11 protein-coding genes are annotated in these 12,724 nt (G+C 71.4%); 5 read left to right on the top strand and 6 right to left on the bottom strand.

The genetic code is table 11. The features are described from left to right. Positions 1 to 27: 27 nt before the first annotated feature. Together CRP56_RS36710 and lysX are read right to left on the bottom strand one after the other, a co-directional pair. Positions 28 to 876: a polysaccharide deacetylase family protein gene (locus CRP56_RS36710; RefSeq protein WP_097271479.1), complete on the bottom strand. Its 849-nt coding sequence runs from the start codon at positions 874 to 876 to the stop codon at positions 28 to 30. A 175-nt stretch (positions 877 to 1,051) separates the two neighbouring features. Next, on the bottom strand, positions 1,052 to 4,318 hold the full coding sequence (lysX, locus tag CRP56_RS36705; RefSeq protein WP_097271477.1) for a bifunctional lysylphosphatidylglycerol synthetase/lysine--tRNA ligase LysX: 3,267 nt from the start codon (positions 4,316 to 4,318) through the stop codon (positions 1,052 to 1,054). 89 nt (positions 4,319 to 4,407) lie between these two features. Between lysX and CRP56_RS36700 the strand changes: the two genes are divergently transcribed. Further along, the gene (locus CRP56_RS36700; protein WP_097271475.1) at positions 4,408 to 4,869 is read left to right on the top strand and encodes a universal stress protein; all 462 of its coding nucleotides are present in this window, start codon (positions 4,408 to 4,410) and stop codon (positions 4,867 to 4,869) included. On the opposite strand, the gene CRP56_RS36695 is transcribed toward CRP56_RS36700, so the two are convergent. Next, entirely contained in the window at positions 4,866 to 5,684 is an 819-nt protein-coding gene (locus tag CRP56_RS36695) for an alpha/beta fold hydrolase (protein ID WP_097271473.1), read from the bottom strand. The two genes, CRP56_RS36700 and CRP56_RS36695, sit on opposite strands and share 4 nt — an antisense overlap. A 72-nt stretch (positions 5,685 to 5,756) precedes the next feature. Between CRP56_RS36695 and CRP56_RS36690 the strand changes: the two genes are divergently transcribed. Continuing rightward, complete coding sequence (locus CRP56_RS36690) at positions 5,757 to 6,224, top strand: MarR family winged helix-turn-helix transcriptional regulator (protein WP_097274802.1); 468 nt, start codon at positions 5,757 to 5,759, stop codon at positions 6,222 to 6,224. Position 6,225: 1 nt separating this feature from the next. On the opposite strand, the gene CRP56_RS36685 is transcribed toward CRP56_RS36690, so the two are convergent. Further along, positions 6,226 to 7,392: a CapA family protein gene (locus CRP56_RS36685; RefSeq protein ID WP_097271471.1), complete on the bottom strand. Its 1,167-nt coding sequence runs from the start codon at positions 7,390 to 7,392 to the stop codon at positions 6,226 to 6,228. A 201-nt stretch (positions 7,393 to 7,593) separates the two neighbouring features. On the opposite strand from CRP56_RS36685, the gene CRP56_RS36680 reads away from it, so the two are divergent. The 3 genes from CRP56_RS36680 to CRP56_RS36670 all read left to right on the top strand — a co-directional run bounded on the left by CRP56_RS36680 (position 7,594) and on the right by CRP56_RS36670 (position 9,647). Next, positions 7,594 to 8,139, top strand: coding sequence for a sigma-70 family RNA polymerase sigma factor (locus CRP56_RS36680; RefSeq protein WP_097271469.1), 546 nt, complete (start codon positions 7,594 to 7,596; stop codon positions 8,137 to 8,139). A 136-nt stretch (positions 8,140 to 8,275) separates the two neighbouring features. Then, a complete protein-coding gene (locus CRP56_RS36675) occupies positions 8,276 to 8,791 on the top strand; it encodes a hypothetical protein (protein ID WP_097271467.1) in 516 nt (171 codons plus the stop codon). A gap of 205 nt (positions 8,792 to 8,996) precedes the next feature. Then, complete coding sequence (locus CRP56_RS36670) at positions 8,997 to 9,647, top strand: zf-HC2 domain-containing protein (protein WP_097271465.1); 651 nt, start codon at positions 8,997 to 8,999, stop codon at positions 9,645 to 9,647. Between the two features lie 48 nt (positions 9,648 to 9,695). On the opposite strand, the gene CRP56_RS36665 is transcribed toward CRP56_RS36670, so the two are convergent. Continuing rightward, positions 9,696 to 10,559, bottom strand: a complete 864-nt coding sequence (locus tag CRP56_RS36665; RefSeq protein WP_097271463.1) for an Fpg/Nei family DNA glycosylase — start codon at positions 10,557 to 10,559, stop codon at positions 9,696 to 9,698. Between the two features lie 22 nt (positions 10,560 to 10,581). Continuing rightward, positions 10,582 to 12,669, bottom strand: coding sequence for a SpoIIE family protein phosphatase (locus CRP56_RS36660; protein ID WP_097271461.1), 2,088 nt, complete (start codon positions 12,667 to 12,669; stop codon positions 10,582 to 10,584). Between the last annotated feature and the right edge of the window lie 55 nt (positions 12,670 to 12,724).

Below are 12,724 nucleotides of genomic sequence, written 5' to 3'. Positions count from 1 at the left end.
CCCGACCGGGCGGGCCGGTAGTCCGGGTTATACGTAATGCCGTCTCGGGACGGTCACGTGATATCCGGAGTCCAGGAGATGCGGCAGGTATTCGCGCAGCGCCCGGACACTCTGGGAACGGTCGCCCCCGGCGTCGTGCGAGAGCACCACGACGCCGGGGGCGGCGCCGTTCTCGACCCGTCGCTCGATGGTGCGGGCGCCGGGGGTGGTCCAGTCGAGGGTGTCGACGGACCAGGCGAGGGGTTCCATGCCGAGTTCGGCGCCTAGTCGGAAGGCTGCGCGGTTCCAGGCGCCGTAGGGCGCGCGGAACCACTGGGGGCGTTCGCCGTAGGCCTCCTCGATGACGTCGCTGGTGCGTTCCATCTCGGAGCGGATGCGGCCGAAGCTGAGGCGGGTCAGCAGGGGGTGGGACCAGGTGTGGTTGCCGACGATGTGCCCCTCGTCGGACATGCGTGCCAGCAGGTCCTTGTTGTTCACGGCCATCTCGCCGCAGACGAAGAACATCGCACGGACGTCGTACTCGGCGAGGGTGTCCAGGACGGCGGGGGTGTAGCGGGGGTCCGGGCCGTCGTCGAAGGTCAGCACGATGGTGCGACCCCGTCCGTGCACGCGCAGCAGCGGTTCGCGGCGGATCGGGGTCCGGCCGGGGGCGGTGCGGGGCGGGCCGTATCCGGTCAGGGGCTGGAGCCGGTAGGCGGAGGGCTTGAGGGGGCGGCGGGCCGGGGGGCCCGCGGCCGGGAGCGGGGGCTTGACCGGGTCCTCGCCGCCGAGCGCCGCGAACAGCCCGGCGGTGCCGGCCGCCCCGACAGCGGCGGCACCGGCGAGCAGGGCACGGCGTCGCGTGAGCAGCCGGGTGAGCAACTGATCCTTCGTCATGACTCATCAGTCGCCCGAACCACGACCGACGCACCAGGACAGCACCGGTGCGGCGGCAGGAATACACCCGCCCGGCCTAGGGCCTGTCCGGCGGATCATGCCGCAGACGCCTGCGTCAACCAAGTGCCGTGGCCTTCCTGCGACCTGATCCGCCGGACAGGCCCTGGACAGACTGTCAGTGGCGGCGTACGAGCGGGAACGGGAGGGTTTCCCGGATCGTGAGCCCCGTGAGGAACATGACCAGCCGGTCGACTCCGATGCCGAGCCCGCCGGTGGGCGGCATCGCGTATTCGAGGGCGTCGAGGAAGTCCTCGTCGAGCTCCATCGCCTCGGGGTCTCCGCCGGCGGCGAGCAGCGACTGCGCGGTGAGGCGGCGGCGCTGTTCGACGGGGTCGGTGAGTTCGGAGTAGGCGGTGCCGAGTTCGGTGCCGAAGGCGACGAGGTCCCAGCGTTCCGCGAGCCGCGGGTCGTCCCGGTGCTGGCGGGTGAGCGGGGAGACGTCGGTCGGGAAGTCCTTGTAGAAGGTGGGCAGCTGTGTCTTCTCCTCGACGAGGCGTTCGTACATTTCGAGTACGACGTCGCCGCGGCCGTCGTCGGGGGTGTACGGCACTCCGGCGCGGTCGCACAGCCGGTGCAGCCGGGCGAGTTCGGTGTCGGCGGTGACCTCGTCGCCCAGGGCCTCGGAGATCGCGCCGTAGACGGTCTTGACCGGCCAGGCCCCCGAGATGTCGTACTCCTGCCCGTCCTTGCGGGCGACCGGCGAGCCGAAGGCGGCCGTCGCGGCGCCCTGGATCAGCTCGCGGGCGAGGTCGAGCATCACGTCGTAGTCGGCGAAGGCCTGGTAGGCCTCCAGCATCGTGAACTCGGGGTTGTGCTTGTAGGAGACGCCCTCGTTGCGGAACGTGCGGCCCATCTCGAAGACCTTCTCCAGACCGCCGACGCAGAGCCGTTTCAGGTACAGCTCGGGGGCGATGCGCAGATACAGGTCGAGGTCGTAGGCGTTGATGTGGGTGGTGAAGGGGCGGGCGTTGGCGCCGCCGTGGATCTGCTGGAGCATCGGCGTCTCGACCTCCAGGTAGCCGCGGTCCAGCAGGCCCTGGCGCAGGGCCTGTACGGCGGTGGAGCGGGCGCGGACGACATCGCGGGCGGCGGGACTGGCGACGAGGTCGAGGTAGCGCATGCGGACTTTGGTCTCGGGGTCGGTGAGGCCGCGGCGCTTGTCGGGCAGGGGGCGCAGGCACTTGCCGATCAGCTGCCAGGAGGTGACGAAGACGGTCGGTTCGCCCTTGTCACTGGTGCCGGCCGTGCCGGTGGCGGTGATGTGGTCGCCGATGTCGGTGTCCGACCTGAAGCGGTCCACGCCGTCCTGGGTGAGGGCCAGTTGGTGGTCCCCGGACCAGTCGCGCAGCGTGACGAAGACGATGCCGCCGAAGTCCCGCACCCGCATGATCCGTCCCGCGACGGTGACGTGCTCGCCGTCGCGGACGTCGGCGAGGGCGTGGGTGCGGGCGGGGATGCCCACCGGGTAGGGGTCGATGCCCTCGGCGCTGAGGCGGGCCAGTTTGCGGCGGCGGACGCGGGCCTGTTCGGGCAGGCCCGCGTCCGGATCGGCCGTCCCGGCCTCGTCCCCTCCGGCGAGGCCGAGCGCCGACAGCGACGGCAGGCCTTCGGTGGTGGCCGGCCGCGGCCCGGCCTTCGGGTGCCCCTTTCCCCAGAGTTTGCGCAGCGACGGTACGGAGACGAAGCCCTCGGCGATTCCGGAGGCGAGGCCGATGCGGGCGAGGGCGCCGGTCTCGCCGTAGCAGATGAAGCGGGGGTACCACTCGGGCTGGTACTTGGCGTTGGAGCGGTACAGGGCCTCCAGTTGCCACCACCTGGAGAAGAACAGCAGCAGGCGGCGCCACAGGCGCAGGACGGGGCCGGCGCCGATGCGGGCGCCCTCCTCGAAGACCGAGCGGAAGACGGCGAAGTTGAGGGAGATCCGGCGGACGCCCAGCTTGGGGGCGGCCGCGCAGAGTTCGGCGACCATGAACTCCATGACGCCGTTGGGGGCGCTGCGGTCACGGCGCATCAGGTCCAGGGAGACGCCGTCGCGGCCCCAGGGCACGAAGGAGAGCAGGGCGAGGAGTTTGCCGTCCTCGCCGAGGGCTTCCACCAGGAGGCAGTCGCCGTCGGCCGGGTCGCCGAGCCGGTCCAGGGCCATGGAGAAGCCGCGTTCGGTCTCGGTGTCGCGCCAGGCGTCGGCCTTGTCGACGATCTCTTCCATCTCGGCGTCGGTGAGGGTGGAGTGGCGGCGGATGCGGCAGTGGGCGCCGGTGCGGCGCACCCGGTGCACGGCCTGCCGGGTGACGCGCATGTCACGGCCGTTCAGGTCGAAGCCGGCGACGTTGAGGATCGCCTCGTCGCCGAGTTGGAGGGCGCCTAGTCCGGCGCGCGCGAAGGCCTTGGCGCCGTCCTCGGAGGCGCCCATCGCGGCGGGCGCCCAGCCGTGCCGGCGGGCCGCGTCGAGCCAGGCCGCGATGGCGTGCGGCCAGGCCTCACGGTCGCCGACGGGGTCGCCGCTGGCGAGGCAGACGCCGGCTTCGACGCGGTAGGTGACGGCGGCCTTGCCGCTGGTGGAGAAGACGACGGCCTTGTCGCGGCGGGTGGCGAAGTAGCCGAGGGAGTCCCGGTCGCCGTAGGCCCCCAGCAGGGCGCGGATGCGGTCCTCCTCGTCGCCGTGCAGGGCGGCTTCCATGCGCTGGGAGCGGAAGAGGGTGGCGGCGGCGTTGAGCAGCGCGAGGGCGCCGAAGAGGCCGAGCAGGAAGAACAGGGCGCGCGGCGGGGTGCCGTCGAAGGAGCGGCCGGAGACCAGGCCGCCGCAGACCCGGTTGGCCGCCCAGAGCAGGCGCTGGCCGCGGGGCAGCGTGCCGGGGAAGAGTTCGACCAGGCCCCAGCCGACGAGGATGCCGAGGACCAGGCCGAGGATCAGCACCCCGACGGCCCGGCGCACCGCGCCCCGGCGCGACTCGGCGTAGAACTCGCCCCGGGCGACGACGAGCAGGGCGAGGGCCAGGCAGCACACCACCAGGGACGGGATGGAGTCGACGTAGAGGCCGACGGCCACGCCGAGGGCGTCGACGAGGACGAGCAGGCCCAGGTAGACGACCACCAGCCACCAGGCGACGCGTTTGCGGGCGGCGGTCGCGGCGGCGAGGAGGAAGAGGAAGACGGCGTAGGCGAGGTTGGCGCTGACCGGGACGATGAGGACGTCGAGGAAGCGCACGACGGGGCGCAGCGGTCCGCGCAGCGGCGGGATGAAGGCCAGCAGTAGACAGAGCAGTCCCAGGGCGCCGAAGAAGGTGGCGAAGCCTTCCGGGACCCTGCTGAGGTGGCCGCTGCCGGGCCGTCGTATCGGGCCCTTGGTGTCCTTCGCCTGGGCGGCCTCGACGGTGGCGGTCATGTTCCGACTGTAGGAACTGCCCGGCGACCTCGCCCGTCGGGAGGTCCCGCGTGCGGGCGGGGCCCGCGCTCTCCGATAGCCTCCGTGGCGTGACGGAACAGCACTCGCACCAGTTCGAGCGGGGCACGGACGGCCCGAAGGTCATCGTCGTGGGAGTGGACGGCTCCGATTCCTCCCTCCGGGCCGCGGCATATGCCGGTGGCCTGGCCCGCCGCCAGCACGCGCTTCTCGCCGTCGTGTACGTACGGCCGGTGCTCGCGGCGGGGGCGGCGATGGGCGCGCCGGTCGCCGAGACGACCGACGAGATCGCCGAGGACCTGGTCGCCCAGATCCGGGAGGCCACCGAGCGCACGAAGGGGATATTCGACGTGCGCTGGGAGTTCCACACCTTCCTCGGGGACCCGTACAGCGGCCTGGTGAAGGCGGCGGACGAACTCAAGGCGGACGCGGTGGTGGTGGGCGCCTCGGAGCAGGCCGGCCACCGGATCGTCGGCTCGGTCGCCGTCCGCCTCGTCAAGGCGGGGCGGTGGCCGGTGACGGTGGTGCCCTAGAGATCCCGCAGAAAGTCCAGCAGGAGACTGTTGAACTCCTCGGGCTTCTCCAGGTTCGGGAAGTGCGCGGCGCCCTCGACGATGACCGAGCGGCCCTTCCGGGCGGTGTGGGCGTAGAGTTCCGCGTCCGCGATCAGGTCCGGTGAGTCGAGCGCGCCGTTGACCATGAGCACCGGTATGCCGAGCTTGCGCACCCGGGGCCAGGTGTCGGTCATGGGGACGTGCCAGTTGCGCTCCCCGGGGGTGTGCTTGGCGATGGTGTGCAGGGCCATCTCGCGCAGCCGGTCCTGGATGGCGGGGTCCGTGTCCGCCGCCTCGCGGAAGGGGCCCGCCATGGCCCGAAGGAACACCTTCAGCCAGGCCTCGATGTCGCCGGAGTGCAGGGTGCGGGCCGACTCGGCGACGATCTCCCTGGTCTTGTCGTAGCTGTACTCGAAGTCGCTGACCGAGGCGCCGCTCAGGACGGCCCCCCGAACCAGTTCCGGGTACTCGATCGCGGTGTCGCCGGCGATCGCCCCGCCCATCGACACGCCGACCAGGACAGCGGGACCGGCGTCGAGGTGCTTGAGCAGGCAGGCGAGGTCGTCGGCCCAGCGGAAGGGCTCGCTCGCGTTGGCGGACCAGCCGTGTCCGCGGACGTCCGCGGCGACGACCCGGTACCCGGCTTCGACCAGGGCCGGGGTCTGGTCCTGGAAGAGGCGGTGGTCGACGTAGCCGGAGTGGAGCAGGACCACGAGGTCGCCGCTGCCGGTGTCGCGGTAGGCGAGGTCGCCGTCGGTGGACGGGAAGAAGCTCAGTTCCGAAGCAACTGTCATGACAACCAAGGTGTCATCTTTCGGCGACTTTGACAACCCAGTTGTCATGATGAGTGGGTGCATGATGACTCCGTGAACGACGACGACACCCCGCTCTCCCCCGACGACCTCGGCGACCGTGTCTCCGAGGTGTTCGATCTGGTCGGCGCGCTCTACCGGCGCGGCCTGCGCAAGCTCGAACAGGCCGAGAAGGAGGAGGGAGTCTCCGTCGGCGTCCGGTCCGTTCTCGTCCTGCTGCGCCGCTACGGGCCCATGACGGTGCCTCAGATGGCCCGGATCATGGCACTGACCCGGCAGTTCGTGCAGCGGATGGTCAACGACGCGGTGACCGAGGCCTGGGTGGAGGTCATGCCGAATCCCGCGCACCAGCGGTCCTCGCTGATCCGGATCACCACCGAGGGCGAGGCGGTGATCGACGCGATCCTCGCCCGCGAGCACGCCCTGAACCGGCAGGTCGGCGGGGAGCTGACCGAGGCCGAGCTCACGGCGTGCAGGCGCGTACTGAAGGAGATGCTGCGGACGTTCACCGACCCGGACTGATCTACTCCCCCATCGTCAGCCCGTCCTTCGCCGCGCCCCGGCTCAGCACCACGTCCCGGATGCGGTCGCGCACGCCGCTCAGTTCGGCACCGTCCTCGATCGCCTTGTTGAGGTTGACCACCCGGCCCGCGTCGATGTCGAACAGTTGCGGAACGAACTCCGCCTTCCGCACCTCCCAGCGCCCACCCGGCCGCGCGGGCGGGGCGAAGGTGAAGCGGCCGATCGTGGACTGGTTGCCGCGCGGGTCCTGGGCGCCCTCGTAGTTGAACATCTCGCCGGCGATCTGGTCGCCCATGCCGTAGACCACCCAGGTGCCGTTGACCTTCTCGTAGGCCTGCGGGATGTGGGCGTGGGTGCCGAGGATCAGGTCGATGTCGGGGCGGTCGCCGGTGCGGGCCGCGGTGAGCGAGCGGGCCAGCGTGAGCTGGCGGTCGTCGGGGGCGTCCTGCCACTCCGTGCCCCAGTGCACCGAGACCACGACCACGTCGGCACCGGCCGCCCGGGCGGCCCGCGCGTCGTTCACGATCTTGTTCTCGTCGATGAGGTTGACGGCCCAGGGCTGTCCGGCGGGCAGCGGGTAACCGTTGGTGTCGTAGGTGTAGGAGAGGTGGGCGACCTTCGCGGCGCCCGCGCGCAGGATCGTGACCGCGCGCGCCTCGTCCTCGGTGCGGGCGGTCCCGGCGTGCCGTACGCCTTCGCGGTCGAGGGCGTCGAGGGTGCGGTGGATGCCGTCGGCGCCGTCGTCGAGGCTGTGGTTGGAGGCGGTGGAGCAGCCGTCGTAGCCGGTGGCGGCGAGGCCCGCGGCGACCTCGGGCGGGGACTTGAAGGCGGGATAGCCGGTGTAGTCGCCGTTCGCGCCGTAGACGGTCTCCATGTGACACAGCGCCAGATCGGCCCGGGAGACGAGCGGTTCGACGCCGGAGAGCATCGGCCGGAAGTCGTAGCCGGTACCGCCGGCGTCGAAGCGGGCGCGGTCGATGATGGAGGAGTGCGGGAGGACGTCGCCGGAGGCGACGAGCGTGAAGCCGCGGGCGGTGCCGGCGGACGGCGCCGGGTGGCCGCCGCGGGCGGGCGGGTCGGATTTCTCGTGGCCTTGGGCCTGGCAGGCGGCGCCCGCGGCGAGGAGCGCGGTCAGGGCCAGCGCCACTTGTCGACTGCGTGCAATCATCAGCTCACCCCACTGTGATCATATTTACGCACAAATAGGTACGAAGCTGAGCACAGCCGCAAACTGACCGGCGGTCATTTCAACCGTTGGGCGAGGCGGAGGGGACCGTTCGTCGTACCGTTCGTCGACGCGATCGACCGCCCGCCGCAGATCCGCGTTCACGCCCTGTCCCTCACCGTCACCCTGCGATGCCATACGGCCATGACGGCCGGAACCACGCTCACGAACAGGACGACCGCCGAGCACGAGCTCGCCGCACTGCAGCGGGAGCACGGCCGGCCTCTCTTCGCGCTGCTCCTGAGGCTGTGCGACGGGGACCGGCAGCGCGCCGAGGACCTGGTCCAGGAGACCCTCGTCCGCGCCTGGCAGCACCCCGAGGCGCTGCGCGCCGACGACTTCGACTCCGTACGGCCCTGGCTGCTGACCGTGGGACGGCGCCTCGCGATCGACGCGCGGCGGGCCCGGCAGGCGCGCCCGGCGGAGGTCGGCGACGCGGTCCTGGAGAACGCGCGGGTGTGCGCCGATCACGCCGAGCGGGCCGCCGCGGCCCTCGATGTGCGCGAGGCTGTGAAGACACTCACTCCGGAGCACCGTGAAGTCCTGGTGCTCGTGTACTTCCAGGGGGCGAGTGTGGCGGAAGCCGCCGAAACCCTCGGAATTCCTCCCGGTACGGTGAAGTCCCGCGCGTACTACGCGCTGCGCGCCCTGCGCCGAGTCCTTCCGGGCTACGCGGCCGACCTGCGATGAAACTCATGGTGAAGCAAAGCCTTCGCAAAGCGCCTTGCTGAGGACCATGGTTGAGTAATCGGCTGTCTTCATCCGTGTTCCCGGATGGGGGCCCGGCGACGGGCGACGCGCACGCACCGGAGGAAGGCAGGAAGGGATGCTGCACAGAGGTCAAGAGAGCACGGACGGCGCCGGCGGCGGTGAACTCACCGTTCCCATGGCCTGGTTGTACGCCGAGTACATCGCCGACGAGCTGCTGCGGACCGGCGATCTCATGCCGCCGACGTCCTTCGAGTTCCGCGCGGGCCGGGACGCCCTCGCGCTGACCATCTTCCTGTCCGACACCGACGGAGAGCTGTCCGGCATCCGGGTCGTCTCCCAGCTGGAGACGTGGCTGTCGCTGACGGCGTACGACCAGCCCTGGCAGGACTGGGTCCATGACCGCATGGCGCGGCTCACGGCCGAGGCCCGCGACCGCGGCGGGCCCACTCCCGATCTGGACCTCGCGGAGGCGGCCTGGCGCTGGCTCCAGGAGACCGAGTTGCTCGCCCCCGATCTGAACGCGGTGCCGGGCGGCGGCCCGGTGATCGGCGAGGACGAGGGCCCCAAGGTGTGGACCCCCGCCTGGCAGCTGGGACTGCCGTTGGGGCATCTGGCCATCCACCTGTTCTAGCCACGCCCTGCCCGCGTTTTCAGCCCCATCCTGTCCGCGTTCAATCTGTCCCGGACTTTTTTCGAACGGGACCAATCCTCGTGCCCGGCCGCTCCGAATCCCTTGGTTGCGATTCTGTCTGGGGCTTGAGTGATTCGGCGGTCCGGTGCGTACCGGTGGGAGCAAGGAGTGACCCCACCCGCACCCAACGGCACGAGGATTCCGCATGAGGTCCCAGGAGAGGCATCGCGACGTCGCCGCGTACGCGCTCGGCGTGCTGGACGAGGCGGACGCGTTCCGTTTTGAGGACCACCTCATGGAATGCCCGAGGTGCGCCGCAGACGTCACAGAATTCGGCCCGATCACCCGGCAGTTGCTGCTGTACCGGCGTTCCACGCCGCAGTTCGTGCACCCGATGGCCAAGCCGGGCCCGCGGCTGCTGGACCGGCTGCTCTCGGAGGTCGGGGCGCGGCACCGGGCCGGACGCCGGCGCTTTCTCTGCGCGGTCGCGGCCACCGTCGCCTTCGCGGTGGCCGGACCCGGGCTCGTGGCTCTTACGGGCGGCGGCGAGAGCGCGGTGCGGATCGACGCGACCGACGCGCGGTCCGGCGTCTGGGCGCAGGTGACCTCCGAGGACTACACCTCGGGCAGCCAGTTGGAGCTGAAGGTGAAGGACGGGGCGGGTCCCCGAACCTGTCGCCTGGTCATCATCGGCACGGACGGCTCCGAGGAGACCGTCACCACCTGGAGCGTCCCCCGCCACGACGCCCGTGAACTCACCATGCAGGGCTCGTCGTCGCTGCACCCCGACCAGATCGCCCGCTACGAGGTCCGCTCCTCGGACGGCGAGCATCTCGTGACGCTGAAGGCCCGCTGAGCGGCGCCGACTTCACGGGCGCGCCGGTCACCCGGCGCCGCACGCCCCCTACTTGAGCAGCCGCGACATCCGACGGTCCGCGAGCGGCTTGCCGCCGGTCTGACAGGTGGGGCAGTACTGGAGCGAGGAGTCGCTGAAGGAGACCTCGCGGATGGTGTCGCCGCACACCGGGCACGGCTCGCCGGTGCGGCCGTGGACGCGCAGGCCGCTCTTCTTCTCCGCCTTCAGGCGCCCGGCGGCCACCCCGTGCGAGCGCTCGACGGCCTCGGTGAGCGTGTCGCGCAGGGCCGCGTAGAGGCGGGCCGTCTCCTCGGGGGTGAGGGACGCGGCGAGTTTGAACGGGGACATCTTCGCCGCGTGCAGGATCTCGTCGCTGTAGGCGTTGCCGACCCCCGCGATGAGGCTCTGGTCGCGCAGGGCGCCCTTGAGTTGGCGGCGTTCGTTCGCCAGGAGTCCCGCGAGGCGCGCCTCGTCGAAGTCGTCGGCGAGCGGGTCGGGGCCGAGGCGGGCCACGCCCGCAACCTCCTGGGGATCGTGGACGACGTACACGGCGAGGCGCTTTTGCGTACCGGCCTCCGTCAGGTCGAACCCGGCGCCGGTCTCCAGGGCCACCCGCAGGGCCAGGGGGCCCTTGCCGGGGCGGGGCATGCCGCTGGGCAGCTCGTCCTTCCAGTGCAGCCAGCCCGCGCGGGCCAGATGGGTCACGAAGTGCGGGCCGCCGTCCGTGACCAGGTCGAGGAACTTGCCGTACCGGTGCACCGCGGTCACCTCATGACCTTCGAGGGCGGCGAGCGGTGGATCGTACGTCTTCAGGACACTGATCGCGACGGGCAGCACCCGGACGATCTCGTGGCCGACCAGGTGCTCGGTGAGGAAGTCCTTGAGCGCTTCCACCTCGGGGAGTTCCGGCATACGTCCAGGGTGCCATCCCCCGTCACGCGCGTCCCGGGACGACGAACTCGCACCACACGCACTTGCCGCCGCCCCGCGCCTCCACCCCCCACACGTCCGTGAGCAGGTCGACCAGGAGCAGACCCCGCCCGGAGACCCCCGACTCCCCCGCCTCCCGGCGGCGCGGCAGGGCGCTGGAGGAGTCCTCGACCTCGACGCGCAGCCGGCGTTCGGAGCCGGTCAGGACCCGCAAGGTGACGATGGCGGAGCCCTCGGTGTGCATGAGGGCGTTGGTGATCATCTCGTCGGCGACCAGCTCGATCTCGTCGGCCCGCTCGCCCGAGCCCCAGGCCCGGACGGCGGCGCGGATCATGTGCCGGGCCTCGGACAGCGCCTCCGGGTCTCCGGGGGCGACGTGCTGCTGGAGCCGCCCGCCGGACTGCGGGGCGTCCAGGCCCCGGCGGCGCAGCAGGAGCAGGGCGACGTCGTCGTCGCCGCCGCGTTCCTCGGCCACGTCGATGAGCTTGTCGGCGAGGTCGCGTACGTCGGCGGGGCCGGTGCCGATGAGCGCGGTGAGGGTCTGCATGCCGTCGTCGAGATCGGCGCCGGGCTGTTCGACCAGGCCGTCGGTGCACAGCAGCAGGGTGTTGCCGGGGTCGAGTTCGATGGTGGCGACGGGGTATTCGAGGCTGCCGAACTCGGCGGACAGGCCGAGCGGCAGCCCGCCCTCGACGGGGACCCGGCGGCAGCTGCCGTCGGCCTGGCGCACCAGCGGGTCGATATGGCCGGCCCGGACCACCTGGACCACTCCGGTGGCGAGGTCGGCCTCGGCGTAGAGGCAGGTCGCGAAGCGGTCGGTGTCCAGTTCGTGGAGGAAGACGGAGGCGCGGGCCATGACGGTGGCGGGCGTGTGGCCCTCGGCGGCGTAGGCGCGCAGCACGATCCGCAACTGGCCCATGACGGCGGCGGCATGGGTGTCATGGCCCTGGACGTCGCCGATGACCGCGCCGACCCGGCCGCCGGGCAGCGGGATGAGGTCGTACCAGTCGCCGCCGATGTCCCGGCCGAGAGAGCCCGCGGCGGAGCCCGCGCGGTAGCGGACGGCGACGTCGGCGCCGCGCACGCTGGGGATGGTGCGCGGCAGCATGGCCTGCTGGAGTCCGGAGGCGAGGTCCTTCTCCTGCTCGTAGAACATGGCCCGTTGCAGGCTCTGCGCGATGCTGCTGCCGAGGGCTACCAGCACATTGCGGTCCTCCGGCGAGAAGCCGCTCCGGTCGCTGTAGAGCAGGCCCATCGCGCCGATCGGTCGGGCCTGCGCGATCAGCGGGAGGTAGGCGGCCGCGGTGATGTTCAGGTCGGTGAGGTGCGGCCACAGCAGCGGGTAGCGCTCGGCGAACTCCTCGGGCGACTCGATGAAGCGCGGGGTCAGGGTCCGTACGACCTCGCTCATCGGGTACTGCTCGTCGATGCCGGTGACATCGGTGCCGGGTACGAAGCTGCCCGCGGGGCCCTCGGCGATCAGCCGGATGCGGCCCGCCTCGACCAGGCCCATGACCAGGCTGGTGGCGCCCAGGTGGGTGAGGCCGCGGGTGTCCTTGAGGACGTCGATGACGTCGTCGACCGAGCGGGCGTAGGCGAGGGCGGCCGTGGTGAGCTGGACGACGTTGGTCTGCTCCTGGCGGGCGGCGTCCTGGCTGGCCTGTTCGTGACGGGCGGCAAGGTCGTCGAGTTCCTGGGTGGCGTCGCGGACGATGCCGACGATCCGGCGCGGGCGGCCCGTCTCGTCGCGCCGGATGTAGCCCTGGGTGTGGGTCCAGCGCAGCGAGCCGTCGCGGCAGCGGATGCGGAAGTAGGTGCCGTAGTTCTCGCTGCCGTCCTTCATCGCCTGGGAGACCAGGGCGTCCAGCCGGTAGCCCTCGGGGGCCGGGACCCGGATCGCGAGGGTCTCGGGGCGGCCGTCGTATTCGTCGGGGCGCAGGTCGAAGACCTCGTGGGCCTGCGCGTCCATGTGGAACAGACCGGTGTCCAGGTCCCAGTCGAAGCTGCCCATGCGGTTGAGCGCCAGAATCGGGTCCGGGTGGGCGGGCCAGTCGTCCGGGAGTGACAGGGCGCTCGCTCCCCGATCAACCATGGGCCCACCTTGCCAGGATTTGTCCGATTCTTCGACTGGGGCTGCCCGTGGGGCG

Origin of the sequence: Streptomyces sp. TLI_55 (assembly GCF_900206255.1) — a bacterium.
Taxonomy (GTDB): domain Bacteria; phylum Actinomycetota; class Actinomycetes; order Streptomycetales; family Streptomycetaceae; genus Streptomyces; species Streptomyces aquilus.
The sequence above is the reverse complement of the archived record's forward strand: the minus strand, read 5'-3'. Positions and strand labels throughout refer to the sequence as shown.